Below are 26,067 nucleotides of genomic sequence, written 5' to 3' on the forward strand. Positions count from 1 at the left end.
CGCTCACCCACGCGTGCCGCCTTTCGTTCTTGTATTGATAATAATTCTCATTTACACTGGCAAAATTATCAGTTGCCTTTCAATTCGCCGCCCGCCGCATTCCGTGCGCGGGCGGGCCAGCCAGGTGAACGCGTCACCCAGCCAGCCTTCGGGCTTGTTTTCATCAATGGGAGACCACCTGTGCATTGCTATACGCTGGCGCGGCGGCCGATCTGTGCCGCGCTGTTCGGCGCGTTCGGCCTGTCCGCCGCCCCGGCTCACGCCGATTCGTCGCCGCAAGGCGCCACCCCGCCTTCCACCCTGCTCGTTGCCGCGTCCACGCGCGGCGATGCGGCGCTGCTCGATCCCGTCACCGTCACGGCCAACCGCACCGCAACGGCCACGAGCCGCACGGCTGCGTCCGTCTCGGTGATCACCGACGAGGATCTGGAGGAACAGCAGGCCACCAACATCAAGGATGCACTGCGCTACGAGCCGGGCATCACGGTGCGCCGGACCGCGTACCGGCCCGGCACCGCCGCGCTCGGCGGCGGCCGCGACGGCGATTCGAGCATCAACATCCGCGGCCTCGAAGGCAATCGCGTGCTGCTGATGGAAGACGGCATCCGCCTGCCGAACGCGTTTTCATTCGGCCCGCTCGAAGCGGGCCGCGGCGACTACGCCGATCTCGACACGCTCAAGCGCATCGAGATCCTGCGCGGGCCGGCGTCGGCGCTCTACGGCAGCGACGGCCTGACCGGCGCGGTGAACTTCATCACGAAGGATCCGCGCGACCTGCTGTCGATCTACAACAAGCCCACCTACTTCTCGTTCCGGCCGAGCTACGACTCGGCCGACCGCAGCATCGGCGCGACCGTATCGGCCGCGGGCGGCAACGATCGCGTCCAGGGAATGATCATCGCCGACGGGCGGCGCGGCCACGAGGTCGACACGCGCGGCAGCAACAACTCGGCGAGCACGCTGCGCACCACGTCGAATCCGCAGGACGTCTATTCGGAATCGCTGCTCGGCAAGCTCGTGCTGACGCCCACCGCGCGCGACACGTTCAAGCTCACCGCCGAAACGGTGCAGCGGCGCGTGAGCACCGACGTGCTGTCCGCGATCAATCCGCCGACCACGCTCGGCCTCACGACGAACGACCGGCTCGAACGCAACCGCTTCAGCGTCGGCTACGATTTCCGCGACGATGCGTTTCGCTGGTTCCAGACCGCGCACGTGCAGTTCTACTACCAGGACGCAAAGCAGGACCAGTACGCGTTCGAGACGCGCGGCGCGCCGCTGAAATCGCGCTCGCGCGACAACCAGTACAAGGAACGCACGTTCGGCGGCTCGGCGTTCGCCGAAAGCGGCTTCGCGACCGGGCCGTTCGCGCACAAGCTGCTGTATGGCGTCGACGGCAGCGTGTCGCGCGTGACGAACCTGCGCGACGGCACGGTGCCGGGCGTCGGCGAAGCGTTCCCGAACAAGGCGTTTCCCGACACCGACTACACGCTGTTCGGTGCGTTCCTGCAGGACCAGATCGGCTACGGCCGCCTGCTCGTCACGCCGGGCCTGCGCTTCGACACGTACCGGCTGAGCCCGACCGCAAACGATCCGCTGTTCACCGGCAAGGCCGTGTCGACCAGCGCGAACGAACTGTCGCCGCGCGTCGCCGTGCTCTACGAGATCACACCGGCGGTCATTCCGTACGTGCAGTACGCGCACGGCTTCCGCGCACCGACACCCGACCAGGTGAACAGCAGTTTCTCGAACCCGGTGTACGGCTACACGTCGATCGGCAATCCGAACCTGAAGCCCGAGACGAGCGATACCTTCGAAGCCGGGCTGCGCGGCAAGGCCGGCACCGGCTACGGCGTCGTGCGCTACAGCGCGGCCGCGTTCACGGGCCGCTACCGCAACTTCATCTCGCGCACAACGATCGCCGGCAGCGGCCGGCCGGCCGACCCGTCCGTGTTCCAGTACGTGAACTTCGCCGACGCGCGCATCCACGGCCTCGAAGGCCGTGCCGAATGGGTGATGCCGAACGGCATCACGCTGAAGACGGCGATGGCGTTCACGAAGGGCTCGACGCAGAACGACGGCGCGGCAAGCCAGCCGCTCAACACCGTCAACCCGTTCTCCGCCGTGTTCGGCGTGCGCTACGAACCGACCGAACGCTGGTTCGTGCAGACCGACCTGCTGTTCCAGGCCGCGAAACGCGACAAGGACATCGACAAGTCCGACTGTTCGAACAAGACGTGCTTCTCGCCGCCGTCGTCGTTTGTCGTCGACCTGCGCGGCGGCTACCGCTTCAACAAGCACGTGAGCGCGACGATCGGCATCCGCAACCTGTTCGACCGCAAATACTGGAACTGGTCGGACGTGCGCGGCATCGCAGCCGATTCGCAGGTGCTCGATGCATATACGTCGTCCGGCCGCACGGTCGCCGTCAGCATGAAAGTGGATTTCTGATGCGCGCCGCCCGCGCAACCACCTCAACCGTTACTCGAAGGAGTCCGACATGATGCAATCCGCCCTTCCCGGTCAACCGGCCACGCCGGCCCGCGCGGCCGCCGCGCTGCGCGACGCGTTCGTCAAGCTCAAGACCGAGCGCCAGCTGCGCAACCGCGACGTCGCGCAGGCGCTCGGCGTCAGCGAAGGCGAGGCGCTCGCCGCGTTCGTCGGCGAGCACGTCGTGCGGCTCGACGCGCGCTTTCCGGCGATGTTCGAGGAAATGCCGCGCCTCGGCCGCGTGATGGCGCTCACGCGCAACGACACGGCCGTCCACGAGAAGGACGGCGAATATGCGCAGATGAGCCATGACGGGCCCGTCGGCCTCGCGCTCGGCGATATCGACCTGCGCATCTTCTATCGTCACTGGGTGTCGGCGTTCGCGGTGCGCGACGAGACCGCGCACGGCCCGCTGAAGAGCCTGCAGTTCTTCGACGCGCAGGGACATGCGATTCACAAGGTCTACCTGCGCGCGCACAGCGACCACGCCGCGTACGACGCGTTCGTCGAGCGCTGGCGCGCGCCGTCGCAGGAGCCGGGACTCGAGGTCGCGGCCGCCGCGCCGAAAACGCCCGAGCGCGCCGACACCGAGATCGACGTCGCGGGTTTTCGCGCCGCGTGGGACGCGATGACCGACACGCACCAGTTCTTCGGCATCACGCAGCGCTTCGGCGTGAGCCGCATGCAGGCGCTGCGCCTCGCCGATCCGCAATACGCGTATCCGGTCGAAACCGCGCATGCGCTGCGCCACGTGCTCGAACAGGCCGCCCGGAGCGGGCAGCCGATCATGGTGTTCGTCGGCAACGCGGGGATGATCCAGATTCATACGGGCCCGGTCGCGAACGTGCGCGAGGTCGGCGCGTGGATCAACGTGCTCGATCCGGGCTTCAACCTGCACGTGCGCGAGGACCTGATCGCCGCCGCGTGGGTCGTGAAGAAGCCGACGAGCGACGGCATCGTCACGTCGCTCGAGCTGTTCGACCGGCAGGGCGACCACGTCGCGCTGCTGTTCGGCGAACGCAAGCCCGGCAAGGTCGAACGCGACGACTGGCGCGCGCTCGTCGCGACGCTGCCGGCTTCGGCTCGCGGAGGCGCGCGGTGAGCGCGCGACCGTTCGATCCGCGCCGCCGCGCGATGCTGGCGGGCGCGGCGGCCGGCGCGCTCGCCGGCGCGCTGCCCGGCAGCGTGCTCGCCCAGGCTGCACCGGCTGCGCCGAAGCGCGTGGTCGTGATCGGCGGCGCACTCGCGGAAACCGCGTTCGCGCTCGGCGGCGCCGAGACGCCGCGCTACCGGCTCGTCGGCGCCGACACGACCTGCACGTATCCCGATGCCGCGAAGCGTTTGCCGAAAGTCGGCTACCAGCGCGCGCTGTCGGCCGAGGGGCTGCTGTCGCTGCGGCCCGATCTCGTGCTCGCGTCGGCGGAAGCCGGCCCGCCCACCGCGATCGCGCAGGTGAAAGGCGCCGGCGTCGCGGTGACGACGTTCGACGAACGGCACGACGTCGAATCGGCCCGCGCGAAGATCACGGGCGTCGCGCAGGCGCTCGACGTGCGCGACGCGGGCACCGCGCTGCTGCAACGTTTCGATCGCGACTGGCAGGCCGCGCGTGACGCGGTCGCTGCCCCCGCGCCCGGCGGCGCGCAGCCGCCGCGCGTGCTGTTCGTGCTGAACCATACCGGCAACCAGGCGCTCGTCGCCGGCCAGCGCACGGCCGCCGACGCGATGATCCGCTACGCGGGCGCACGCAACGCGATGCAGGGTTTCGATCACTACAAGCCGCTGACGACCGAGGCGCTCGCCGCCGCCGCGCCCGACGTCGTGCTGATTTCCGACGAAGGGCTCGCGGCCGTCGGCGGGCGCGCGGCGCTGCTCGCCACGCCCGGCTTCGGCGCGACGCCGGCCGGCCGCGCGCAACGCGTCGTGTCGCTGGATGCCCTGTTCCTGCTCGGCTTCGGCCCACGCCTGCCGCTCGCCGTCACGACCCTGCACCGACGGCTGTCGGATGCGCTCGCCTGATCCCGGATCGCCCCGATGCCCGCTCATGCTTCGCCCTTCCCCGCCCCGTCGCCCGCGTCGCGCTCCGGCGCCGCGCGCATGGGCACGTCGCGCCGCTTCGCGCCGTTCGCGCTGGCCACGCTCGCCGTTCTCGTGTGCGCGATGTCCGTCGTCGCGCTGTGCGTCGGCGCGTACCGCATTCCGCTCACGGAAGCCTGGGCCGCGCTGACCGGCGATGCCGCCGCGCAGCAGGCGCGCGCGGTGCTGCTCGACATCCGCGCGCCGCGCGTCGCGCTCGCACTGCTGGTCGGCGGCGGCTTCGGCGCGGCCGGCGCCGCGATGCAGGCACTGTTCCGCAACCCGCTCGCCGATCCGGGGCTCGTCGGCGTGTCGAGCGGCGCGGCACTCGGCGCGACCACGATGATCGTGCTCGGCCCCGTGCTGTTCGCCGCACACGCAAGTGCCGCCGCGTTGCCCGTCGCCGCGTTCGCGGGCGCGCTCGCGGTCGCCGCGCTCGTCTACCGGCTCGCCGCGGCGCGCGGCCGGCTCGCGTTGCCGCTGCTGCTGCTCGCCGGCATTGCGATCAATGCGCTGGCCGGCGCGGCGATCGGGCTGCTCACGTTCGTCGCCGACGATGCGCAGTTGCGCTCGCTGACCTTCTGGAGCCTCGGCAGCCTCGGCGGCGCGCAATGGTCCGCGCTCGCGGCCGTCGCGCCGTGCGTCGCGCTCGGCTGCGTGCTGCTCGCACGCGAACGCGACGCGCTGAACGCGTTGCAGCTCGGCGAAACCGAGGCGCTGCACCTCGGCGTGCCCGTGCAGCGCCTGAAGCGGCGCGTGCTCGTTGCGGTCGCGCTCGCGGTCGGCGCGTTGGTCTCGTGCGCCGGCATCATCGGCTTCATCGGGCTCGTCGCGCCGCATTGCGTGCGCCTCGCGTGCGGCCCCGACCAGCGCGTCGTGCTGCCCGGCGCCGCGCTGCTCGGCGCGTTGCTGACGCTCGCCGCCGATCTCGCCGCGCGCACGGTCGCGGCGCCGGCCGACATTCCGCTCGGCGTGCTGACCGCGCTGCTCGGCGCACCGTTCTTTCTCGCGCTGCTGTGGAAAAGCCGCGGCGCGCTCGGCGGGTAACCCTTTCTTCACGACGACCATGCTGACCGCTCACCATCTCGACGTCGCGCGCCGCCACAACGCGATCCTCCGCGACCTGTCGCTGTCGATCGAACCGGGCCGCGTGACCGCGCTGCTCGGCCGCAACGGCGCGGGCAAGAGCACGCTGCTGAAGACCTTCGCCGGCGAGCTGACCGGCAGCGTCGCGCCGAACGGCGTGCGCGTGACCGGCGACATCACGCTGAACGGCGAACCGCTCGCGCGCATCGACGCGCCGCGCCTCGCGTGCCTGCGCGCGGTGCTGCCGCAGGCCGCGCAACCGGCCTTCCCGTTCAGCGTCGACGAAATCGTGCTGCTCGGCCGCTATCCGCATGCGCGGCGCAGCGGCGCGACGCCGCATCACGATCGCGACATCGCGTGGCGCGCGCTCGAACGCGCGGGCGCCGACGCGCTCGTCGGCCGCGACGTCACCACGCTGTCGGGCGGCGAACTCGCACGCGTGCAGTTCGCGCGCGTGCTCGCGCAGCTGTGGCCGGACGACGAGGCGACGGAAAGCGGCCCGCGCTACCTGCTGCTCGACGAACCGACCGCCGCGCTCGACCTCGCGCACCAGCACCGGCTGCTCGACACCGTGCGCTCGGTCGCGCGCGAATGGCGGCTCGGCGTGCTCGCGATCGTCCACGATCCGAACCTCGCCGCGCGGCACGCGGATACGATCGCGATGCTCGCCGACGGCACGATCGTCGCGCACGGCACGCCGCGCGACGTGATGACGCCCGCGCATATCGCGCAGTGCTACGGGTTTTCCGTGAAGATGGTGGAAACCGGCGACGGTGCGCCGCCGGTCATGGTCCCGGCGTGACGCCGAGGACGCGTGCCGGGCGGCCGCTTCCTGCCCGTTGATCAGCACGTTCGACTTTCAAGCGACCTCATTCGCGCTTCGCGCTTCCCCTTCGAGGAAACCCCATGCCGCTTCCGATGACCCGCATCATCCTGTACGTCCAGGACGTCACGCTGCTGAAGGCGTTCTATCAACGCCATTTCGATCTGCCCGTCATCGAGGAAATCGACGGTCAATGGGCGGTGCTCGACGCGGGTGCGATCGAACTCGCCCTGCATCTGGCGGGCCTGGCGTTCCGCCACGCGGCCGCGCCGTCGAATGCGCCCCCCGCGACGAACAACGTGAAGCTCGTCTTCCGGATCGACGCCGACATCGAAGCGCATCGCGGCCGTCTCGCGCGCGACGGCGTCACCGTGCGCGACGTCAAGCGCTTCGACGGATTCCCGTACCGGCTGCTCGACGGCATCGATCCGGAAGGCAATGTCTTCCAGGTGATGCAGCCGGACTGAACGCCGCCGCGCCGCCTCGCCGCCGCGCGTCAATGCCCGACGTCGGCCGCGCCGAAGGTCCGCATCTTCCATCCGAGCCGCACGGCCAGCATCCGCATCGAAAAACCGGCCGCCAGCGCGACCACGGTCGCCGCGCCCGCATCGACCGCGAGATGCTGCATCCCGACGTACAAAGCGCCCGTCACGAACGCGACGCTCGCGTACAGTTCCTCGCGCAGGATCAGCGGCATCTCGTTGCACAGCAGGTCACGCAGCATCCCGCCGCACACGCCGGTGATCGCGCCGGCCAGCACGACGATGATCGGCGCGGCGCCGGTCGACGCGCCGATGTCGCAGCCGATGATCGTGAACGCGGCGAGGCCGATCGCGTCGACGGTGACGAACAGCGTCTTCATTCGCGCGACATGCCGGGCGGCCCACGATGCGACGGTTGCCGCGGCGAGCGTGATCACCAGGTATTCGGGATGCGCGATCCAGCCGAGCGGATAGTGGCCGAGCAACACGTCGCGCACGGTGCCGCCGCCGAGCGCCGTCACCGCACCGACGAGCGCGAGCCCGAAGCGGTCCATCCCGCGCCGCATGCCCATCAGCGCACCCGACATCGCTTCCGCGACGATCGCAATCAGATAAAGCGTATGCATGGTGCGCGTCAGTCGTCGGTACGGAACAGGTCGAGCACGCGTTCGCGCTCGGCCGCGTCGACGGCCGCGGGCAGCGGCGCGTCGGGTTTGCCGCTGCCGGCCGGCGCATCGGAGGCGTCCTGTGCTGCCGCGCCGCCGCACGCGAAGCGGCTGCGGATGTACGGCGGCACGTCGGCCGTGCACGTGCCGCGCGCGTATTCGGCGTAGACGAAATCGCCGTCGACGAGCGCGACGTCCTGCGGCGGCGTCGCATCGACCGGCGTGCGTCCGTCGACGGCCGTCTTCATGTAGTCGAGCCAGACCGGCAGCGCCAGCGTCGCGCCGGTCGCGCGCCCCATCGGGCGCGGCGTGTCGTAGCCGAGCCACGCGACCGCGACGATGCCCGACGAGTAGCCGGCGAACCACACATCCTTCGACCCGTTCGACGTGCCCGTCTTGCCGGCCGCGTCGTCGCGGCGCAGCGCGAGCGCGCCGCGCGCGGTGCCGGCCTTCACGACGTCGCGCAGCATGCTGTCCATCAAGAACGCGTTACGCGCCGACACGACGCGCGCACCTTCCGGCGTCGTGGCCTCGTACATCGCGCCGCCGTGGCGCTGCTTCACCGACAGGATCAGGCGCGGCTCCATTCGCGTCCCGCCGTTCGCGAACACGCTGTACGCGCTCGCGAGTTCGAGCGGCGTCACCGCGCCCGCGCCGAGCGCGAGCGGCAGCGACGCCGGATTGCGCTGCGCGTCGAAACCGAAATGCACCGCGTGCTGCTGCACGTAGCGCGCGTCGGTGGCCTGCATCAGGCTGACCGCGACCAGGTTCTTCGAGCGCACGAGCCCGCGCCGCACCGGGATGAAACCCTCGTAGCGGTTGCCGAAATTGCGCGGACGCCACGGCCGCGCGCCGGTTTCCTCATGGGTGAGCGTGCGCTGCGTATCGTCGACGAGTACACCCGGGAAGTAGCCCTTCTCCAGCGCGGCCGAATAGACGAACGGCTTGAAGCTCGAACCCGGCTGGCGATACGCCTGCAGCGCATGGTCGAACACGTTGCGATTGAAATCCACGCCGCCGACGAGCGCGAGCATGTCGCCGGTGGCCGCATCGAGCGACACGAGCGCGCCTTCGAGCCCGTTGCGCGCATCGCGCTTCGCGCCCGGCTGCCGGCTCAGCTGACGCTGCAGCGCGGCTTCGGCCGCGCGCTGGTCGCGCATCGAGATCGTCGTCGTCACATCGAGGCCGAGCGTATAGGCGTCGTCGTGAAAGCGCTCGACCATCATCCGGCGCGCGCGTTCGGCGACGTACGGCGCGGCGACGATCCCGGGCGGCGGCGTGGTCGCCAGCGCGATCGGCGCGTCGACGGCCGCGCGATAAGTCGCATCGTCGAGCTGGCCGAGTGCATGCATCCGCCCGAGCACGTAGTTGCGCCGCGCGGTCGCGCGCGCCGGATTGACGACCGGGTTGAACGCGGACGGCGCCTTCGGCAGCCCCGCGAGCACGGCCGCCTCGCCCGCGTTCAGCGCGTCGAGCGGCTTGCCGAAATACACGTTCGCCGCCGCCGCGAAACCGTATGCGCGCTCACCCAGGTAGATCTCGTTCATGTACAGCTCGAGCAGCTTGTCCTTGCTGTATTCACGTTCGAGCTTGGCCGCCATCAGGATCTCGGCGAGCTTGCGGCTCAGCACCTTGTCGCGCGTCAGGTAGAAGTTGCGCGCGACCTGCATCGTGATCGTGCTGCCGCCCTGCCCCGGCTGCCCCGTCACGACGTTCGCGAACGTCGCGCGCGCGAGGCCGCCGACATCCACCGCGCCGTGCTGATAGAACTTCGCGTCCTCGGCCGCGAGCAGCGCGTGCCGCATCAGCGGCGGGATGCGTTCGAGCGGCACGAACTCGCGCCGCTCGACGCCGTATTCGGCGAGCAGGTCGCCGTCGCGCGAGAAGATCCGCAGCGGCAGCGCGGGACGATAGACGGCGAGGTGCTCGACGGACGGCAGCTGCGTCCAGATGCGATGGATCGTCCATGCGCCGATGCCCGCGCACGCGAGCGTCAGGCCGAGCAGCGCGCCCGCGAGCGTGCGCCATGCGCGACGGCGGCGCGGCGGCGGCACGGGCGGCGGCGGAGGGGATGCGGTGTGGTCGGTCATGTCGGGCTCCTTCTTCGATGCTGCGACGGCCGGCGCGCGATATGCACCGACCGTCACGAAAGGCGCGCATTGTCGAAGGGATCGCGCGAAACCGGAACATTCTTTAGCCAAAGTTTGGCAGGCTAAATTTTATTTAGGAAAGTGCGTCGGGCCGCTCACGTCGAACATGCGGGCACGTCAAACACGGCCGGGAGAACCGCGCTGCGCGCGATCCGTTTCGCCTGTAGCATCGTGGGATGTTCGATCGATACCTCGCCCTGTGGGGCCTCGTACCCGACGGCGGCCCGATCCTGACCGCGAGCGGCGGCCTGTTGCCCGTTCTCTGGCAGGCGCAGCCTGCGATGCTGAAGGTCGCCACCTGCGACGAAGAGCGGCGCGGCAACGCGCTGATGACGTGGTGGAACGGGCACGGCGCGGCGCAGGTGTGGCAGCACGACAGCGACGCGATCCTGCTCGAGCGCGCGCAGCCCGCGCCGTCGCTGGCCCATTTGTCCGCATCGGGTCACGACGACGACACGATGCGCATCGCATGCGGCGTCGTCGCCCGGCTGCACGCGCATCGCGCGCCGGAGCCGGTTTCGGTCGTGCCGTTGCGCGACTGGTTCCGTTCGCTGCTGTCGGATGACGTCGGCAACGACGTGCTGCATCGCTCGGCAACGATCGCGCGCGAGCTGCTGGCCGGGCCGCCCGTCGACGAAGTCGTCCTGCACGGCGACATCCATCACGACAACATTCTTCATTTCGGCGATCGCGGCTGGCTCGCGATCGACCCGAAAGGGTTGCGCGGCGATCGTGCGTTCGACTACGCGAACCTGTTCTGCAATCCCGCGCACGAGATCGCGGCCGATCCGGCGCGCTTCACGCAACGCGTCGTGTGCGTGTCCGATGCCGCGCGACTCGATCGCCGTCGGCTGCTGCAGTGGATTCTCGCGTGGGCGGGCCTGTCGGCCGTGTGGCTGATGGAGGATGACTTGCTGCCCGACACGCGGTTGCAGGTTGCGCGACTCGCGGCAATCTCGCTCGATCTGTAGCGATACGCACCGGCCATGAAAACGGGGCCGGTAACGCACGCCCGCTGATGGACGGTCATGCCCGGCGCATCATGCTCGAGCGTCAATCACTGCATGAGCCAGGCCGACGCTGCCGTGAACCAATTATTTTGGCGTCTGATACATTCGATTCGCATCCGTTTCCGGGACACGTCATGAAACTTCGAACCGTGTATTTGAAGGTGAGTGATATGGAGACGTCCGCTTCTTTCTGGGAGCGGCTACTTGGATACGCACCGCTCAAGCGGTCCGGCAAGTGGACCGAATTCATGATCGGCACAAACAGACTGGGCCTTTTGTTAAACGATTTCGGAGACGAGATAAAAGGTAGCGGCTCCGTCCCTGTCTTCGAGTTCGAAGAAAAGGCGCTTCACGAATTCGTGAAGCGGGCAACAGAAAACGGAGCCTCCATCGTGATGGACGGATTGAAGATCGAGTCCATGAAAAGCATTGTATTGAGCAGCCCCGACGGACACGAGTTCGAGCTTTGCATGTGCCGCGACTAGCCCGCGGCTTTCCACTTCATCGCACGTCCTGCGAACGACCGCTTGGCGGCGACGAAGGGCCGTTGCAAGAGTTGCGACGAATGTCGATCACGCAATCCGGCCGGGTGATCGCTTCGCTCCGTTCACCTGCCCCAACAGCTTCATGCACAGGCATCCGACATGAGCAAACGCCACCTCAGGCGTTTTCGCCCATCGTCAGGATGATCTTTCCGACGTTCACGGCCGACTCCATCCGTCGATGGGCAGCCGCGGCATCGGCGAGAGGAAACACGCTGTCGACGACCGGTTCCAGGCCTGCCCCTCCCGCAAAGCGGTCCAGCCAATGTTCACGAAACCGTCGGACCATCGCGTGTTTCTCGCGCTGGTCGCGCGACTTCATCACCGTGCCGATGATTTGCAGATGACGGTACAGGATCTGTTCGAGGCTCACGCTCACGTCACCGCCCCCACCCAGAATGCCGACCTGCACCAGCCGCCCTCCGTTTGCGAGCGATGCGATGTTCCGCGCGAAATACGGTGCACCGACGAAGTCGATAACCACGTCGACACCGCGCTTGTCTGTCTTGTCGGCGATGACTTCCGCGAAGTCCTGCGTCTTGTAGTCGATCGCATGGTCCACACCCAGTTGAACGATCCGTTCCAGCTTCGAAGCTTCGGCGGTCGCGAATATCGTCGCGCCGGTTGCGTAGGCCAGCTGGACTGCTGCGGAACCCACTCCGCCCGCCGCCGCGTGAACCAGCACCGAATCGCCATGCTGCAACCGGCCAAGATGCAACAACGCTTCGTGCGCAGTGACGAAGACTTCCGGTATCGCCGCCGCGTGCACGTAGTCGATCGTTGCGGGAATGGGCATCGCCATTCTCCAGTCGATGCGCGCCAGTTCTGCATAGGCCCCGCCGCCCACTACGCCCATGACACGATCGCCGACCTTGTAACCCTGAACGGAAGGTCCGGTCTCGATCACCTCGCCGGCGATTTCGAGCCCCATGATCGTCGAGTCGCCGAAGTTCGGCCGGCCGTATCCTCCTCGCCGATGCGTAAGATCCGCGCGATTCACGCCTGCGGCATGGACGCGCACCAGCAGATCGTCGGGACGAACTTCGGGTGCCTGGACCTCGGCGAGCTGGAGAACCTCGGCCTCGCCGAATTCGCTGAATGTGATGGCTTTCATTTCACACCTTCCTGCGTCATGGATGAATGGCCGGCGACATCGTCGGACCGAGGTTGCGCGCCAAGCGTTGCCTGCGCCGCGGCGGATGCCGAGATCGCCGCGGGAAACCCCGCATAGAACGCGAGGTGAGTGATGGCCGCCGACAGCTCTTCCCGCGTGACACCGTTCGTCACGGCACGACGCAGGTGCGCCGGCAACTCGTCGAGATGGCCGCCCGCGATCAGCGCGGCGACGGTCACGAGGCTGCGGTCGCGCGGCGACAGCGCCGGGTCGTTCCAGATGCGCGGATAGAGCGTGTCGTCGACGAATGCCGAGAGCGTCGGCGTAAAGGCGCGTGCGGCTTCCCGCGGGCTGCTGAAATCTGCATGAGACATGTCGGTGCTCCTTTTAAACCTGGCTGATGAATTTGCGTGTCAGGTAATACTCGATGCCCTCGGCGCCGCCTTCCGAACCATGGCCGCTTTCCTTCATGCCGCCAAACGGGAGTTCGGTCGAGACGATGCGGTACTGGTTGATGCCGATCATGCCGGCTTCGAGACCGTCTGCCACATCGATGGCCGTGCGCGCACTGCTCGTGAACGCGTAGGCGGAGAGCCCGTACGGCAACCGGTTCGCTTCGGCGAGCCCGTCGGCGAGCGCATCGAAGCGCATCAGCACCGCGATCGGGCCGAACGGCTCTTCGTGCATCACGCGCGCGTCCTTCGGGACGTCGGCCAGCACCGTGGGCTCGAAGAAGTACCCTTCACCGTCGATGCGCTTTCCGCCGGCGAGAACCGTTGCGCCACGCTCCACCGCATCGGCGATGAGTTCCTCCATCTTGGCGAGCTGGCGCGGATTGGCCAGCGGCCCGACCTGCGTGCCCGCATCCATGCCGTTCCCGACCTTGAGCGCGTTGGCGGCACGCACGAAGTGCCCGACGAACGTGTCGTAGACTTCGCGCTGGATCAGGAAGCGCGTCGACGAGATGCAGATCTGGCCCGTCCCGCGAAAGCGGTTCGCCGCGCCTTCGACCGCAGCCTTCTCGACATCCGCATCGTTGAAAACGAGGACGGGCCCGTGGCCGCCCAGCTCCAGCGTGATGGGTTTGACGCCTTCGGCTGCGCGCGCCGACAGCAGACGGCCGATCGGCACCGAGCCCGTGAACGTCACCTTCCGGATGACCGGGGAAGCGATCAGGTGCTTCGACACCTCGTCGGGCACGCCGAACACGACTTGAAGCACGCCCTTCGGCAAACCGGCGTCATCCAGTGCGCGTGCCAGCGCGAGCGCCGTTGCGGGGCTTTCCTCGCCGGGTTTGATGATGACGCTGCATCCGGCGGCGAGTGCGGCGGACAGCTTGCGCGCCGGGGTAATCGCCGGAAAATTCCACGGCGTGAAGGCGGCGACAGGCCCGATCGCCTGTTTCTTCACGAGCTGCTGCACACCCGGGCGGTTGGACGGCACCACGCGGCCGTCGATACGACGCGCCTCTTCGGCGAACCATTCGAAATAGTCGGCGGCCCGCAGGACTTCGTCGCGGCTTTCCGCCAGCGGTTTGCCTTCCTCGAGCGTCATGACGGTCGCGATGTGCTCGGCGCGCTCGCGCATCAGCTCCGCCCCGCGCTTGAGAACGCGCGCGCGTTCGGCCGGCACGGTGTTGCGCCAGACGTCGAACGCCTGCGCGGCGACCTGCAGGGCGCGATCCAGGTCGGCTGCCGTCGCCAGCGGCACGCGCCCGATCTCGATTTGCGTGGCGGGATTGATCACCGGCGCCGTTTCGCGTTCGCTCGCGCCGATCCATTCGCCGTTGATGAAAAGGTGAAGTGCGTCGTAACTGATGTCCATGGTATTGCCTTCTATGGTTAGGAATACGATTCAATATGTGTTCGCCGCGAGCCGGATAGGGGAACCGCGCCACGCCGTGTCGGGCCGAGCTCGGGTTTCAAACGTCCGTGTTCTGACTGCCTGACTTCGGGACCCAGTCTAGGGGTGAAGCCGGCGGCAACTTAGAGGGGCCGGAAAGAATGAATCTTGTCTCGGGAGAGAAAATCCCCTGCCGGCATGAAGGCATATTGAAAGGATGCGCAAAAACGACACGCTCTTGCGCGCTGACTGCATGGAACAGGCGCGCGCTCTATGATCACTGGCTCGCGCGGGCCGAAACGCAGCGATTCGACGAAAAATTCAAAACCAGGGTGCGTAATGGACAAGGTTCACACCATGTCGGTGTTTGCGAAAGTGGTCGAGATGGGCAGTTTCACGGCTGTCGCAAACCACCTCGATACGACGGTCGGCAACATTTCCCGAGCGGTCTCGGTACTCGAGGACAATCTCAATACGCGGTTGCTGCAGCGCTCGACGCGACGGCTCGTGGTCACCGATGCGGGGCGACGTTTTTACGAGCGCAGCGTTGCGATCCTGTCGGACATCGAGCGGGCAGAAGCGGAAGCCCGCGATGCGCTCCTGGAGCCGCGCGGTGTATTACGCGTGCACGCGGTTCCCGGATTGGGCCGTCGACTGGTTTCGCAAGCCGTGCTGGCCTATCGAAGCGCATACCCGGAAGTATCGGTCGATCTCATGCTGTCGCAGCGAATGCCGAATCTGCTGGAAGAGCAGCTCGACGTGGCGATCGTGATTGCGCGCACCCTGCCGGACTCGGCGTATGTGAGCCAGAAGATCGGTGCAAGCCATTGCGTTCTGGCGGCATCGCCCGATTATCTGGCACGGCATCCGGCTCCCGAATGTGTGGAAGATCTCGCCGATCACACGTGTGTGCTCCTCAGCACGGTCGATTACGCACCCGACGAGTGGCATCTGCAAGGCAGGGCCGGTGACGCGGTGTATCGTCCGACGGGATCGTACTTCGGTGTCAACGACATGGATGCCATGTCCACTGTGTTGCAGGAAGGCGCCGGAATCGGGCTGATCGCCGCCTTCTCGGCAATCGACGAGTTGCGAAAAGGATCGCTCGTTCGTGTCCTGCCTCAATTCCACACCGCTCAGCGCAACGTGTATGCGATGTATTCGTCCCGTCAGTTCGTCGACGCGAAAATCAAACGGTTCATCGATGTACTGAAGGTGCGGGTAGGTGACCAGTTGAATGCGTATGCGGAGGAGCTCGCCATCACGGTCTCATGAGCCACTTCGCGGTCGGCATGGGTATCCGGTTTCGCGGTGCCGCCCTCCTCGCATTGAGCGTATGCGGTTGTGACACTGCCATTACGGCGGATCGACGAATCCGCATACCGTGCCGCTCGTGCCGGACTCGATGTGTCGCGACCGGTTCCCGATCCATTGCAGCCGTTCGCCGACGTTCCGCCCCACGAAGCGCCCGAAAAAAAACCGCCGGCTTGCACCGGCGGCCTTTCGTGTCCGACTTGCGCGGCGCTTCAGCGCGCCGGATTCAGCGTCAGGTTCATGTGACGGTTCACGTCTTTGTACAGCAGGTAGCGGAAGCGGCCAGGGCCGCCCGAATAGCATGCCTGCGGGCAGAACGCGCGCAGCCACATGAAATCGCCCGCTTCGACCTCGACCCAGTCCTGGTTCAGGCGATAGACGGCCTTGCCTTCGAGCACGTACAGCCCGTGCTCCATCACGTGCGTTTCAGCGAACGGAATCACGCCGCCCGGTTCGAACGTCACGATGTTCACGTGCATGTCGTGGCGCATGTCGCTCATGTCGACGAAGCGCGTCGTCACCCATGCGCCGTTGGTACCCGGCATCGGGATCGGCTCGACGTCCTGCTCGTTGGTCACGAATGCTTCCGGCAGCGGAATGCCGTCGACGGCCTGGTAATGCTTGCGCACCCAGTGGAAACGCACTGCGGCATCGCTGACGTTGTGCAGCGTCCAGTCGGCGCCCGGCGGAATGAACGCGTAGCCGCCCGGCGTCAGCACGTGCTTCGTGCCCTGCAGCGTCAGCTCCGCTTCGCCTTCGACGACGAACAGCACGGCTTCGGCGTTCTTGTCCTGCTCGGGCTTGTCGCTGCCGCCGCCCGGGTTCACTTCGACGATGTACTGCGAGAAGGTTTCCGCGAAACCCGACAGCGGGCGGGCGATCACCCACAGGCGCGTGTTCGTCCAGAACGGCAGCCAGCTCGTGACGATGTCGCGCATCACACCCTTCGGGATCACCGCGTACGCCTCGGTGAACATCGCGCGATCGGTCAGCAGATCGGTCTGCGGCGGGTGGCCGCCGTGCGGCGCGTAATACGTTGTCTTAGACATAGTGCATCCAGGCAATGGGTTGGTCCGGCCCCGGGCGCCAACGGCATCGGCGACACGCATGCGTGTGGGGCACGCATGCGGCGGCGGGACATCGTTGCCGGGGTGGCTTGAAAGCGCACGCGCCTTCGTTCGGTCGGCCAGGCTTCGCGACGGGTTCGTCCGGTTCATCGGACGCAGCGGCCCATGCTTGTGGCCGGCGGCCGGGCCGTGGCGCTCGCGTTCATGCGGCGACGCGCGGCCGGCGGCACGGTTCGACGCCGTACGCGAGCATCGCCGACGATAGCGAAGTCGTTCGCAATCGACCAATTAAATGTTGCGATGGATTCCATTCGATTTCCCACTACCTGCCGGCACCCGCGATACGCGGTGACGGAGCGCGGCGCGACGGTCTGACTATCCGGGAAATCCTGACGGGCGGGCCGTGCAAACGCACGCCGGCGGCGCTGGAGGCGCGGGTATGCACTGCGGTCACGCCCGTCGCGCACGCGGGTCGCGATACATCCGGTTACGCAGATCGGCGTGCGCCGAAGCGTGCAAGGCTGCGAGCCGTTCCGCACCGATCATGAGCCGTCGTCGGACCGAAACGGGGCAACGGGACAGAACGCGGATCGAACGGGGGTCGAACGGAACGCCAAGGATGTCGACGCTGCGCGAACGCATTCCGTCGCGAGAGGCGGTGTAGCCGGAAAACGGGGAAATGCTGCGAGGAGGGGAAACTGGCCGGCCCGTCGATCGGGCATCCGGCCGCGGCTGGTGAAGCCGGAAAACGTTCGCCGGTCTAACCGGCGATGGCGGCCCGGCAGGCCGCCGGGCCGAATCTCGCGTCGGAAACCGACGCCGTCTACGCGCCGGTGCGCGGTTCGCGCACCGTGCCGCGCGGGCGGCGATCAGTCCCAGTCGCGGTGGTGACGATGCTTGCGGTGGCGATAACCACGATCGCCATGATCGCGCTCGTACGAGCTGCGCGACATGTTGCCGCCGAGCGCCGCGCCGGCGCCGCCGCCGACCGCCGCACCCAGCAGGCCGCCCGTGCGGCCGCCCATCGCGTTGCCTGCCGCGGTGCCTGCGCCGCCGCCGAGGGCGCCGCCGATGATCGCGCCGGTGCGCTCGCGACGGTTCGACGTCACCGCGCCGCCCGCGCCGCCGCCGATGGCGCCGCCGATCACCGAGCCCGTGCTGCCGCCGAGCGCACCGCCGACCGCTGCGCCGGCTACCCCGCCGAGCGCGCCGCCAAGCGCGTTGTTCATGTCACCTGCCAGGGCCGGCAGCGCAGTCGCGCCGGTCAGCGCGGCGACGACGAGAGCGGGGGCGATTTTCTTCCACATTCCCGTATTCTTCCTTGTTCGCAATCTGGTTATCGAAGGTCCGCTCGGTACGACGATCTGAATCGATCGACGTCGGATCCGGCATTGTGCCGAACCGCGGACCAATTCATTTCAATGAGCTTGCGGCGAAGAATAGCACCGGTCCCGCATCCTTGCCGTCGACATTCTGGTAACAAGTTGTTTACGAATAGGCGCCCCCGAACGCCCGCACCAGAATGCCCGCAAACCCGCGCCGGCATTGGCTCTGCCGAGGTTCCGGCCCTGCGCGACGACGGGTCGCCCATGCGGGGCGTCGCCCGTTTGCGACACACGTGGCAACACATCGGGCACGTGTCGTGAGCGGGCCCGGAAACGACCATCCGGGAAAAATGAAGGGGGTCAGTACACGCCGGGCAGCAGCCGCCAGGTTCGCGCGCAATACGCGTCGTACTCGGCGCCGAATTGCGCACGCAGCAGCGCCTCTTCGGAGCGAATACGCGCGACGAGCGGGATCATCGTCAACACGACCAGCAGCACGCCGACACCCGAGCGGAACGCGAGCGCCCAGCCGACTGAATTGACGAGCAGGCCGAGATAGCTCGGATTGCGGATGCGGCGGTAGATGCCGTCGGTCACGAGCGTATGGCCCGGCTGGATCGCGACGAGCCCGCTGAAGCGCTTGCCGAGCACGAACACGGGCCAGATGCGCAGCACGCCGCCCGCGATGTAGAGCACAACGCCGGCCCAGCGCACCGCGTCGCCGCCGAAGGTCCAGAAGTCGAGCCGGTCGGTCAGCGCGGGCAGGTAGGCCAGCAGGAACCCGCTCACCGCGAACGCCGCGAGCACCCAGCGGTTGTCGCGGTTCTCGCGCTCGCCGCTGCTCAGGTTGCCTTCGGTGAACATCGCCGCGACGGCCATCGCGAGTGTCGCGACGACGACGACGGTCAGCGGCGGATGCGAGAAGAAGGCCGCGAACCCGCCGCTGCCGAGCACCGCGAGCCCGAGATAAACGAGCGTGGAGATGCCTGACAGGGCGGCGACCTTGCGGGTGACTGTCATGACTGCCTCGCCGGAGTGCGCTTTCCTGTGAAGTATAGGAACCGCGCGCACGCCGCGCAGCGCACCGCCGTGATGCGGCGCGCGAATCCGCGCGCATCGTCCGGCACAACGCCACGACCCTGGCCGGGGCGGCCGGGGCCCGCGCCCGGTGCCGGATCAGCGGATGCGGAAGTGGCCGCCGATCCCGACGCTGACAGGCGGCGCGTAATACGCCGGCGCATAACCGTAGTAGACCGGCGCGGGCGCGTAGCCGTACGGCGGCGCGACGTAGCAGCCGGACAGGCCGCCGATCAGGGCAAGCGTGATGAGAAGTCTGGACATGGCTCGATTCCCGGCGCGAAAGACGAATGGCACCTCGCGAACGCCGCGCCGCCGCAAGGTGCGGCGGCCGGCACGAAGAGACGATCCGCCCTTCCTGTCGCTCGATGAAGCAATGCGCCGAGTCTAGCGCCGGGCCGGCCGGGACGAGTTTCGCCGCCGGTTACACGTGTTACCTCGCATGACCGCTGAAACAGACGATGGCGCGGCGGCCGGCCGGTGTGCCGCCGCGCGCCGTGCCGCGTGCAATCGACGCGTTACACGAAGCGCGCGCGAATGCGCTGCGCGAGCGCTTCGAGCGTCGCCGCGTCGGCGATCTCGCGCGCATGCATCCGCAGCTCGGCGCCCTCCCAGCGCGGGATCACGTGGAAGTGCACGTGCGGAACCGTCTGGCCGGCTGCCGCGCCGTTGAACTGGCCGATGAACACACCGTCCGGCTCGAGCGCCGCGCGCACCGCCGCCGCGACGCGCTGCGTCATGCGGATGCCGGCCGCGGCTGCATCGCCGGACAAGTCGAAGATCTGCGCGGCCGGCTCCTTCGGGATCACGAGCACGTGGCCGTCGGCCTGCGGCATCAGATCCATGATCGCGAGCGTCGTGTCGTCTTCCGCGACCTTCACGCACGGCAGTTCGCCACGCAGGATTCTGGCGAACGGGTTGTTGTTGTCGTAGGACATGTCGGTTTCCGATATCGGTTGGACTGGGAAAGCGGTAAAGCGGGAGTGCAATGCCCGACGATTATCGGCCGGCGACGGGTCGGATTTCAACTTGTCAGGCCCGCTCACGCTGGCGCTCGCGCCGAACGGGCATCTCGTGACCGCGAACGGCGACGCGATCAACGCCGACGCGCAGCAGCCGAGCGAGATCGTCGAATTCACGGTGGACGGGCGCTCCGTCGCGCAAATGCAGGTCGACACCGTTCCCGGGGCCGCGTTCGGCCCGGCGTTCGGGCACGGCAGCAAAGGCCAGCGGCAATTCGCGGCCGTCGACGACAACACGAATACCGCGACGGACCGGACCCTGCGCTCCGACGACAACAACACGCAGTGATGCGCCGCTTGAACGGGCCGCGCGCGGCCCGTTCGACATCCGCGATCGACACACACGATTCGCACATGCCGGGTTATCTGCGCGCTGTCGACGCTGCCCGGCATCGCCGCCCCTCGCGATTGCCACCGCCGGCCCGAACCTGCGACACTGCCGGTTCGTGTTCCGCCTTCAGACAACCGAGGACACCCGCGCATGACGATCCCCTTCAAGAAGCCGATCCTGCGCGGCGTCGCGCTCGCGGTCGTCGCCGCGATCGGCTACACGGGCTACATGCTGTCCCGGCTCGCGCCGGTCGCGACCGGTTATGCGGCGAAGGCGCTGTGTTCCGGCGTGTACGTATCGGGCCGCCCTGCCGCGTCCGTGATCGACGTCGACATCATGGCCGGCGTGCATCCGCTGCTGAAACTGGTCCGCCCGTCGATCGATCCCGACCATCATCGCGCCGTGGCGACCTTCGCCGGCTTCGCCCGGCGCGAAGCCGACTTCCGGCCCGGGCTCGGCTGCACGCTCGCGATCGGGCCGTCGCCCGCCGCGTTGCCGGCCGCGCTGCCGCCCCTCCCCGATCCGCCGCCCGCACAGCCCGCACTAGCCGCACCGGCCACGCCGCCGGCCGGCATCGACGCACGGAAACTGCAGACCGCGCTCGACCGCGCGTTCGACGAGCCCGATCCGGCACGACCGCGGCGCACGCGCGCGGTCGTCGTGATGTGGCGCGGCCAGGTGATCGCCGAACGCTATGCGCCCGGCTTCACGGCCGACACGCCGCTGCCCGGCTGGTCGATGACGAAGACCGTGACGGCCGCGCTGGCCGGCGCGCTCGTCGCGCAACACAAGCTGTCGCCCGATACGTCGGCGCTGCTGCCCGAATGGCGCGGCAGCGGCGATCCGCGCGCGGCCATCACGCTCGACGAGCTGTTGCGGATGACGAGCGGCCTGCAATTCAACGAGGACTACGACGACCCGCTGTCCGACGTCGCGTTGATGCTGTTCACGCAGCCCGATACCGCGCGGTTCGCATCGGCGAAGCCGCTCGCGGCGACACCCGGCACGCAGTGGTCTTACTCGAGCGGGACGAGCGCGATCGTCGCGCGCGTGATGCGCGAAGCGCTGGGCGGCGGCGAGGACGACTACCTCGCGTTTCCGCATCGCGCGCTGTTCGCGCCGCTCGGCATGCGCAGCGCGGTGTTCGAGCCCGATGTGTCGGGCACATTCGTCAGTGCGTCGTACATGTATGCGAGCGCACGCGACTGGGCGCGCTTCGGGCAGCTTCTGCTGCAGGACGGCGTGTGGGACGGGCAGCGGCTGCTGCCGGACGGCTGGGTACGCTACCTGACGCGCGCGACGCCGCAGTCGTCGCGCCAGGAATACGGCGCGCAGCTGTGGGTCAAGGTGCCGGAGCCGTTCAACGATCGCGATCCGCACGCGGTCGCGATGCCGGCCGACGCGTTTCATGCGGTCGGCCATGAAGGCCAGTTCGTGAGCGTGGTGCCGAGCCGTCAACTGGTGGTCGTGCGGCTCGGGCTGTCGCGGCCGGAATCCGCGTGGAACCACGAGGCGTTTCTTGCGCGCGTGCTCGACGCGGTGCCGGCGCCCGGCGCGTGACGACGGGTACGTGGATCGATGAATCAGGCGTGAAGCGGCAGCGATTGCAACACGGCCGCTTCACACCCTGCCGGCCCGGCCTTACGGATTCGCGCTGCCCGCGTATTGCTTGAAGCCTTCGCGCGTCGCGAGACGTTCGATATAGCGCGACACCGCCGGCAATTCCGGATGCTCGAACGGTGTGCCGAACCAGCGGTTCACCGACAGGCCGATCGGAATGTCCGCGAGCGTGAACGTGTCGCCGGCCACGTACGCGCCCGTCTTTTCGAGCTGTGCGTTCAGCACCTGCATGTGCTTCGTCCAGCCTGCGATCGACTGCGCGATGCCGGCCGGATCCTGGTGATCGGGCGATTTCCGCACGAGGCCGAGGAACGCGCCGACCCACGAGCGGTTCAGGTCCGCGCCCTGCCAGTCGATCCATTGGTCGACCCGCGCACGCGCCTGCGGCTCGGCCGGATACAGCGCGTCACCGCCGTAACGGTTCGCGAGGTAGCGGATGATCGTGTTCGATTCCCAGAGCACGAAATCGTCGTCCTTGATGACGGGCACGAGCGCGTTCGGGTTCAGCGCGAGATAGGCCGGATCGTTGGTCGTGCGAAAGCCCGCGCCCCAGTCTTCCTGTTCGAACGGCAGGTTCAGTTCGGTGCACAGCCACAGCACCTTGCGGACGTTGATGGACGGAATCTTGCCGAGGATGTGCAGCATGCAGTCTCCTTGTGAGGTCGGATGCGGAGCGTTCGGGGCGCACGACGCGCCACGAACGCATTCACGCCGAATTTAGCAGGTTTGCTCCGGGAACCTCCGTCCTTTTCCCCCTGGAGAACTTCCTTCGGGGCACGGGCAGAGCGGTCAAACACGACCGCGAGGCAAACGGCAGGCCGCGTGCGCGAAATCTCCATGCGGCCGGTTCGTCAGGTCACGCAGCGCGTGCTCGGCCGTCGGGAACCGGAACATGAATCCGTCCTGATGCAGCCGCGCCGGCATCACCCGCTGCCCGTCCAGCAGCAGCTCGGCCATCTCGCCCATCGCGACGCGCAGCGGCGCGGCCGGCACGTGCAGCCAGGCCGGGCGACGCAACACCTTCGACACGACCTGCACGAACTCGCGCTGGGTCAACGGCGCCGGTGCGACCGCGTTGTAGACGCCGTGCATGCCCGCGTTCGACATCACGCGTGCAATGATCCGCAGCACGTCGTCCCGGTGTATCCAGCTCATCACCTGCGTGCCGTCGCCGAATCGCCCGCCCATCCCGAAGTAGTGCGGCAGCAGCATCGGGCGCAACGCGCCGCCGGGGCCGAACACGACGCCCAGCCGCAGCACCACCGTGCGCACGCCGTGGCGCTCGAGCGGCTGCGCGGCAAGCTCCCACTGCCGGCACAGCCCGGACATGAAGCCGGCGCCGGCGCTGCTGCGCTCGTCGAGCCGCTCGTCGGCAGGCCGCACGCCGTAGTAGCCGATCGCCGACGCCTGGATCCACGTACAGGGCTTGACCTCGGCGGTCTCGACCCAGCGCATCAGCGATTCCGTGACGCCGACGCGGCTGGCGAGCAGCACCGCCTGCCGGCGCTTGCTCCAGCGCGCGCCCAGCACCGGCGCCCCCGCGAGGTTGATGACCGTGTCGAAACGCTCGTGCGGCTGCAGTTGTCCGGCGGACGTCACGCTGCGCACACGGCCCTGAAACAAGTAGGCCGCGCGCAGCGGGTCGCGCGCCAGCAACGTGACCGTATGGCCCGCATCGAGCAGATGGTTCACGAGGGTTTCGCCGATGAAGCCGGTGCCGCCCGTGACGAGCACGTTCCCCGGCGGCTGCCCCGCGAACGGATTGGCGGCCGGCGCGCGTTGCGCGATCCGGCAGGCCGCGATTCCGTCGCGGATGCCCGATACCGTCACGCCGACGGCAAACACGCTCAGCAACCCGCCGCGCCAGCCGAGGTCGAGTACCTGAAGCGCGGTCGGCTCGTGCGCCCAGACGGCCAGCTGCATCGCGATCATCCCGAACAGCGCGCCGCCGTTGACGGCCAGCAGCGTGTGCAGCACGCGCTCGGTCGCCGGCAGCTTGCGGCTCTGGTCCTCGACGACGAAATCCCACAACGTCAGCACCACCTCGACGACCACCACCGCCGCGAGGGCCGCGACCCACGCGCCGTGAAAGGCGACGTTCGCGATCGACGCGAACACGAGACCGTAAAGCACGGAGCGCACCGCGTGAATCCCCAGCTCGAGCCGCGCGCGTGGGCTGTGCGGCAGATCCTGCGTGAGCTCGTGGTGATAGAGCGTATCGAATGCGCCCATCGCGCCCTGCACGATCAGCAGGTTGAGCGCCCAGTCGTAAGCAGGCAAGGTGTTCATGGGGTATCCCTCCTCCACAGCCACACAAGCGGCGGCACCATCGCAACGAGCGCCGCCGCGTCGATCGCCACGTGGCCCGATACTCGGGCCTGCAATGAAAACAGCATGTCCTGCGGCGCCCAGATCGACAGGCCGGCCAGCAGCCACCCCCACACTTCCCGCCGGCGCAGCCGGTTGCCGAGGTGGACGAGCGCCAGCATCCAGACCGACGCGCATTGCACCGTCGCGCCGATCAGCGACATCCACCAGACCTGCTGCGCACGCGCCGGGCCGGGCGCCGTACCCGCCCAGAAATGCAGCTCGATGACGCGGTGATACGCGTCGAGCCACGGCGTGCCGGCCACCCACGGAACGGCGATGCCGACGAGCAGGTGGGCAAGCGCCGCGCCGTACATCCAGGTCACCACGATGCGGCGCATGTCATCGCGCGCGGGACGATCGGCCGCGGGTTCGGCGGGTTCGGCGGCACGGTCGCTATCGCATGCCCGCCCGTCGCACGCCGCTTCGGTGCGATAGCCGAGCCAGCGCGAAACGGCGTGCCGGTTGCGCGCGACGCGGCGATACAGCGGTGCCAGCACGCCGCGCACGACCGGCACGCGAAGCAGCCGGACGAGCCAGCCGCGCCCGGTCAGCGCATGGGCGGCGAGGATGCCGTCCACCCCGGTCAGCATGCGTCCGTCCGACAGACGCGCATGAAGCTCTAGATTCAGCGCGGGCAGGCCGACGCCCAGCGGCGCCGGGTCGAAGCCCGGCCCGGCGATATCGACGAAAGCCAGCCGCCGCTGCGCGTCGCGGGCACCGAGACGCCGTATCTGCGCGACACATAACGGACATCGTCCGTCGAAGTACAGCACCAGTTCACTTGATTCCATGATTCGCATTCCTTCTTGTTCTTGCGTGCATCGTGAATCGATCGACTGCTTTCCCGCACGCCGTACCGCCGCTCCCGTGCGGCGGCGGCCACGTGCTTACATCGGCTTGAGCACCATCAGGAAGTAGACGGACAGCATCGCGAAGAACGCCGGGTAGCCGAGCAGTTCCCAGCGCTTCGCATAGCGCCAGTAACGCTCCGGCAATGCGGCGTCGCCGTTCGCATGGGCGAGCTTCGCCATCGATGCAAGTTCGAGCTGCAGCCACACGACCGGCAGCCAGCACGCACCGGCGATCGCATACAGCACGATCGACGCGAGCAGCCACGGCGTATGCCACGGCCAGCCGGCGGTGTGCGCGAGCCAGAGCCCCGATGCCGGCTGGAAGATCACGGCCGGCGTCGTGAACCACCAGTCCGCGCGCACCACGAGGCGCGACACGGCCGCGATCGCCGGCACCGACTGCGTGCGGTTCGCGAAGAACAGGTAGAACGCGGTGCCGAAGCCGGTGCCGACCAGCAGCACGGAGGACAGGATGTGAAGCGCCTTGATGACGAGATAGGTATTCATGCTTGTTCTTCTTCTGAAAAAAGGATCAACAGGATCGCGAGAATCGGCACGTTCTTGAGCACGGGGCCGAACGGCTCGGCGAGCAGCGCCGGCATCGTGACCGCGATGACGGCCGAGTACGCGACGATCAGCGTCGCCTGCGCAGCCCACAGGCGCCGAGAAGGTGCGACGACGGTCGCGATGCCGAACGCGAAGTCCAGCGCGCTGGCCGCGTACAACGCGATCAGCGCGGGCAGCCCCGTGAGGTGCGCAGGCGCGAGCAGCGCGAGGCTCGCGGGCAGCGGATGGATGAACGCGCTGGCGATG

Annotated in this window: 25 protein-coding genes and 1 pseudogene; 11 read left to right on the top strand and 15 right to left on the bottom strand. The window is 68.1% G+C overall.

Annotated elements, in window-relative coordinates; genetic code table 11:
- Positions 1-180 precede the first annotated feature (180 nt).
- From FOZ70_RS25270 to FOZ70_RS25295, 6 genes are all read left to right on the top strand, one after another.
- Positions 181-2,451, top strand: a complete 2,271-nt coding sequence (locus FOZ70_RS25270) for a TonB-dependent hemoglobin/transferrin/lactoferrin family receptor (RefSeq protein ID WP_059812233.1) — start codon at positions 181-183, stop codon at positions 2,449-2,451.
- Between the two features lie 49 nt (positions 2,452-2,500).
- Positions 2,501-3,592: a ChuX/HutX family heme-like substrate-binding protein gene (locus FOZ70_RS25275; RefSeq protein WP_219707106.1), complete on the top strand. Its 1,092-nt coding sequence runs from the start codon at positions 2,501-2,503 to the stop codon at positions 3,590-3,592.
- Positions 3,593-3,624: 32 nt separating this feature from the next.
- Complete coding sequence (locus FOZ70_RS25280; RefSeq protein ID WP_219707148.1) at positions 3,625-4,506, top strand: helical backbone metal receptor; 882 nt, start codon at positions 3,625-3,627, stop codon at positions 4,504-4,506.
- Between the two features lie 15 nt (positions 4,507-4,521).
- A complete protein-coding gene (locus FOZ70_RS25285) occupies positions 4,522-5,610 on the top strand; it encodes an iron ABC transporter permease (protein WP_219707108.1) in 1,089 nt (362 codons plus the stop codon).
- A gap of 19 nt (positions 5,611-5,629) precedes the next feature.
- Positions 5,630-6,451, top strand: coding sequence for a heme ABC transporter ATP-binding protein (locus tag FOZ70_RS25290; protein WP_219707110.1), 822 nt, complete (start codon positions 5,630-5,632; stop codon positions 6,449-6,451).
- A 104-nt stretch (positions 6,452-6,555) separates the two neighbouring features.
- Positions 6,556-6,939 (top strand): VOC family protein, encoded by a 384-nt coding sequence (locus FOZ70_RS25295; protein WP_219707112.1) that lies wholly within the window; start codon positions 6,556-6,558, stop codon positions 6,937-6,939.
- 29 nt (positions 6,940-6,968) lie between these two features.
- On the opposite strand, the gene FOZ70_RS25300 is transcribed toward FOZ70_RS25295, so the two are convergent.
- Together FOZ70_RS25300 and FOZ70_RS25305 are read right to left on the bottom strand one after the other, a co-directional pair.
- Positions 6,969-7,580 (bottom strand): trimeric intracellular cation channel family protein, encoded by a 612-nt coding sequence (locus FOZ70_RS25300; protein WP_060279686.1) that lies wholly within the window; start codon positions 7,578-7,580, stop codon positions 6,969-6,971.
- Between the two features lie 8 nt (positions 7,581-7,588).
- On the bottom strand, positions 7,589-9,709 hold the full coding sequence (locus tag FOZ70_RS25305; protein ID WP_219707114.1) for a PBP1A family penicillin-binding protein: 2,121 nt from the start codon (positions 9,707-9,709) through the stop codon (positions 7,589-7,591).
- Between the two features lie 236 nt (positions 9,710-9,945).
- Here FOZ70_RS25305 and FOZ70_RS25310 point away from each other — a divergent pair, with 236 nt between their 5' ends.
- Positions 9,946-10,740, top strand: coding sequence for an aminoglycoside phosphotransferase family protein (locus FOZ70_RS25310; protein ID WP_219707116.1), 795 nt, complete (start codon positions 9,946-9,948; stop codon positions 10,738-10,740).
- Between the two features lie 173 nt (positions 10,741-10,913).
- Positions 10,914-11,264 carry a VOC family protein gene (locus FOZ70_RS25315; protein ID WP_042978265.1) on the top strand — a complete coding sequence of 117 codons (351 nt, stop codon included), beginning with the start codon at positions 10,914-10,916 and terminating at the stop codon, positions 11,262-11,264.
- A 175-nt stretch (positions 11,265-11,439) separates the two neighbouring features.
- On the opposite strand, the gene FOZ70_RS25320 is transcribed toward FOZ70_RS25315, so the two are convergent.
- From FOZ70_RS25320 to FOZ70_RS25330, 3 genes are read right to left on the bottom strand one after another with little or no spacing between them, the layout of a single operon-like run.
- Positions 11,440-12,435 (bottom strand): NAD(P)H-quinone oxidoreductase, encoded by a 996-nt coding sequence (locus FOZ70_RS25320; protein WP_059621810.1) that lies wholly within the window; start codon positions 12,433-12,435, stop codon positions 11,440-11,442.
- Positions 12,432-12,809: a carboxymuconolactone decarboxylase family protein gene (locus tag FOZ70_RS25325; RefSeq protein ID WP_219707118.1), complete on the bottom strand. Its 378-nt coding sequence runs from the start codon at positions 12,807-12,809 to the stop codon at positions 12,432-12,434. Before FOZ70_RS25325 ends, FOZ70_RS25320 begins: the two co-directional genes overlap by 4 nt.
- A 13-nt stretch (positions 12,810-12,822) precedes the next feature.
- Positions 12,823-14,259: an NAD-dependent succinate-semialdehyde dehydrogenase gene (locus FOZ70_RS25330; protein WP_219707120.1), complete on the bottom strand. Its 1,437-nt coding sequence runs from the start codon at positions 14,257-14,259 to the stop codon at positions 12,823-12,825.
- A gap of 357 nt (positions 14,260-14,616) precedes the next feature.
- Between FOZ70_RS25330 and FOZ70_RS25335 the strand changes: the two genes are divergently transcribed.
- Positions 14,617-15,552, top strand: a complete 936-nt coding sequence (locus FOZ70_RS25335) for a LysR family transcriptional regulator (protein ID WP_059496273.1) — start codon at positions 14,617-14,619, stop codon at positions 15,550-15,552.
- 251 nt (positions 15,553-15,803) lie between these two features.
- Here FOZ70_RS25335 and FOZ70_RS25340 read toward each other — a convergent pair whose 3' ends face one another.
- The 5 genes from FOZ70_RS25340 to FOZ70_RS25360 form a co-directional block, all read right to left on the bottom strand.
- A complete protein-coding gene (locus FOZ70_RS25340; RefSeq protein WP_021164018.1) occupies positions 15,804-16,640 on the bottom strand; it encodes a bifunctional allantoicase/(S)-ureidoglycine aminohydrolase in 837 nt (278 codons plus the stop codon).
- 887 nt (positions 16,641-17,527) lie between these two features.
- On the bottom strand, positions 17,528-17,965 hold the full coding sequence (locus FOZ70_RS25345; protein ID WP_027790397.1) for a hypothetical protein: 438 nt from the start codon (positions 17,963-17,965) through the stop codon (positions 17,528-17,530).
- Positions 17,966-18,343: 378 nt separating this feature from the next.
- Positions 18,344-19,003, bottom strand: a complete 660-nt coding sequence (locus tag FOZ70_RS25350; RefSeq protein ID WP_059857099.1) for an isoprenylcysteine carboxylmethyltransferase family protein — start codon at positions 19,001-19,003, stop codon at positions 18,344-18,346.
- A gap of 156 nt (positions 19,004-19,159) precedes the next feature.
- On the bottom strand, positions 19,160-19,324 hold the full coding sequence (locus FOZ70_RS25355; RefSeq protein WP_021159926.1) for a hypothetical protein: 165 nt from the start codon (positions 19,322-19,324) through the stop codon (positions 19,160-19,162).
- A gap of 254 nt (positions 19,325-19,578) precedes the next feature.
- Complete coding sequence (locus tag FOZ70_RS25360; RefSeq protein ID WP_021159927.1) at positions 19,579-19,998, bottom strand: HIT family protein; 420 nt, start codon at positions 19,996-19,998, stop codon at positions 19,579-19,581.
- An 88-nt stretch (positions 19,999-20,086) separates the two neighbouring features.
- On the opposite strand from FOZ70_RS25360, the pseudogene FOZ70_RS25365 reads away from it, so the two are divergent.
- Both FOZ70_RS25365 and FOZ70_RS25370 read left to right on the top strand, forming a co-directional pair.
- Positions 20,087-20,371 (top strand): annotated as a pseudogene (locus FOZ70_RS25365) (hypothetical protein); the annotation flags it as partial.
- A gap of 192 nt (positions 20,372-20,563) precedes the next feature.
- Entirely contained in the window at positions 20,564-21,973 is a 1,410-nt protein-coding gene (locus tag FOZ70_RS25370; RefSeq protein ID WP_219707122.1) for a serine hydrolase, read from the top strand.
- Between the two features lie 81 nt (positions 21,974-22,054).
- On the opposite strand, the gene FOZ70_RS25375 is transcribed toward FOZ70_RS25370, so the two are convergent.
- The 5 genes from FOZ70_RS25375 to FOZ70_RS38190 form a co-directional block, all read right to left on the bottom strand.
- Positions 22,055-22,678, bottom strand: coding sequence for a glutathione S-transferase (locus FOZ70_RS25375; RefSeq protein ID WP_021159929.1), 624 nt, complete (start codon positions 22,676-22,678; stop codon positions 22,055-22,057).
- Between the two features lie 144 nt (positions 22,679-22,822).
- Positions 22,823-24,322, bottom strand: a complete 1,500-nt coding sequence (locus FOZ70_RS25380) for a TIGR01777 family oxidoreductase (RefSeq protein WP_219707124.1) — start codon at positions 24,320-24,322, stop codon at positions 22,823-22,825.
- Positions 24,319-25,194, bottom strand: a complete 876-nt coding sequence (locus FOZ70_RS25385; protein WP_219707126.1) for a DUF393 domain-containing protein — start codon at positions 25,192-25,194, stop codon at positions 24,319-24,321. Before FOZ70_RS25385 ends, FOZ70_RS25380 begins: the two co-directional genes overlap by 4 nt.
- A gap of 96 nt (positions 25,195-25,290) precedes the next feature.
- The gene (locus FOZ70_RS25390) at positions 25,291-25,761 is read right to left on the bottom strand and encodes a DUF2269 domain-containing protein (RefSeq protein ID WP_021159932.1); all 471 of its coding nucleotides are present in this window, start codon (positions 25,759-25,761) and stop codon (positions 25,291-25,293) included.
- Positions 25,758-26,067: DoxX-like family protein (locus tag FOZ70_RS38190; protein WP_258025723.1), on the bottom strand; the 310-nt coding region annotated here is incomplete at its 5' end. The genes FOZ70_RS38190 and FOZ70_RS25390, both read right to left, overlap by 4 nt.

The sequence above is a fragment of the Burkholderia sp. COPS genome (genome assembly GCF_019425585.1).
Taxonomy (GTDB): domain Bacteria; phylum Pseudomonadota; class Gammaproteobacteria; order Burkholderiales; family Burkholderiaceae; genus Burkholderia; species Burkholderia cepacia.

Excerpts from the sequence above, each read along its gene's own strand:
- FOZ70_RS25335 (WP_059496273.1), top strand. The coding sequence starts at position 14,617 with ATGGACAAGGTTCACACCATGTCGGTGTTTGCGAAAGTGGTCGAGATG.
- FOZ70_RS25340 (WP_021164018.1), bottom strand. The coding sequence starts at position 16,640 with ATGTCTAAGACAACGTATTACGCGCCGCACGGCGGCCACCCGCCGCAG.
- FOZ70_RS25285 (WP_219707108.1), top strand. The coding sequence starts at position 4,522 with ATGCCCGCTCATGCTTCGCCCTTCCCCGCCCCGTCGCCCGCGTCGCGC.
- FOZ70_RS25300 (WP_060279686.1), bottom strand. The coding sequence starts at position 7,580 with ATGCATACGCTTTATCTGATTGCGATCGTCGCGGAAGCGATGTCGGGT.
- FOZ70_RS25320 (WP_059621810.1), bottom strand. The coding sequence starts at position 12,435 with ATGAAAGCCATCACATTCAGCGAATTCGGCGAGGCCGAGGTTCTCCAG.
- FOZ70_RS25360 (WP_021159927.1), bottom strand. The coding sequence starts at position 19,998 with ATGTCCTACGACAACAACAACCCGTTCGCCAGAATCCTGCGTGGCGAA.
- FOZ70_RS25355 (WP_021159926.1), bottom strand. The coding sequence starts at position 19,324 with ATGTCCAGACTTCTCATCACGCTTGCCCTGATCGGCGGCCTGTCCGGC.
- FOZ70_RS25305 (WP_219707114.1), bottom strand. The coding sequence starts at position 9,709 with ATGACCGACCACACCGCATCCCCTCCGCCGCCGCCCGTGCCGCCGCCG.
- FOZ70_RS25295 (WP_219707112.1), top strand. The coding sequence starts at position 6,556 with ATGCCGCTTCCGATGACCCGCATCATCCTGTACGTCCAGGACGTCACG.
- FOZ70_RS25280 (WP_219707148.1), top strand. The coding sequence starts at position 3,625 with ATGCTGGCGGGCGCGGCGGCCGGCGCGCTCGCCGGCGCGCTGCCCGGC.
- FOZ70_RS25385 (WP_219707126.1), bottom strand. The coding sequence starts at position 25,194 with ATGGAATCAAGTGAACTGGTGCTGTACTTCGACGGACGATGTCCGTTA.
- FOZ70_RS25310 (WP_219707116.1), top strand. The coding sequence starts at position 9,946 with ATGTTCGATCGATACCTCGCCCTGTGGGGCCTCGTACCCGACGGCGGC.
- FOZ70_RS25380 (WP_219707124.1), bottom strand. The coding sequence starts at position 24,322 with ATGAACACCTTGCCTGCTTACGACTGGGCGCTCAACCTGCTGATCGTG.
- FOZ70_RS25390 (WP_021159932.1), bottom strand. The coding sequence starts at position 25,761 with ATGAATACCTATCTCGTCATCAAGGCGCTTCACATCCTGTCCTCCGTG.
- FOZ70_RS25315 (WP_042978265.1), top strand. The coding sequence starts at position 10,914 with ATGAAACTTCGAACCGTGTATTTGAAGGTGAGTGATATGGAGACGTCC.
- FOZ70_RS25345 (WP_027790397.1), bottom strand. The coding sequence starts at position 17,965 with ATGTGGAAGAAAATCGCCCCCGCTCTCGTCGTCGCCGCGCTGACCGGC.
- FOZ70_RS25350 (WP_059857099.1), bottom strand. The coding sequence starts at position 19,003 with ATGACAGTCACCCGCAAGGTCGCCGCCCTGTCAGGCATCTCCACGCTC.
- FOZ70_RS25290 (WP_219707110.1), top strand. The coding sequence starts at position 5,630 with ATGCTGACCGCTCACCATCTCGACGTCGCGCGCCGCCACAACGCGATC.
- FOZ70_RS25370 (WP_219707122.1), top strand. The coding sequence starts at position 20,564 with ATGACGATCCCCTTCAAGAAGCCGATCCTGCGCGGCGTCGCGCTCGCG.
- FOZ70_RS25325 (WP_219707118.1), bottom strand. The coding sequence starts at position 12,809 with ATGTCTCATGCAGATTTCAGCAGCCCGCGGGAAGCCGCACGCGCCTTT.
- FOZ70_RS25275 (WP_219707106.1), top strand. The coding sequence starts at position 2,501 with ATGATGCAATCCGCCCTTCCCGGTCAACCGGCCACGCCGGCCCGCGCG.
- FOZ70_RS25375 (WP_021159929.1), bottom strand. The coding sequence starts at position 22,678 with ATGCTGCACATCCTCGGCAAGATTCCGTCCATCAACGTCCGCAAGGTG.
- FOZ70_RS25330 (WP_219707120.1), bottom strand. The coding sequence starts at position 14,259 with ATGGACATCAGTTACGACGCACTTCACCTTTTCATCAACGGCGAATGG.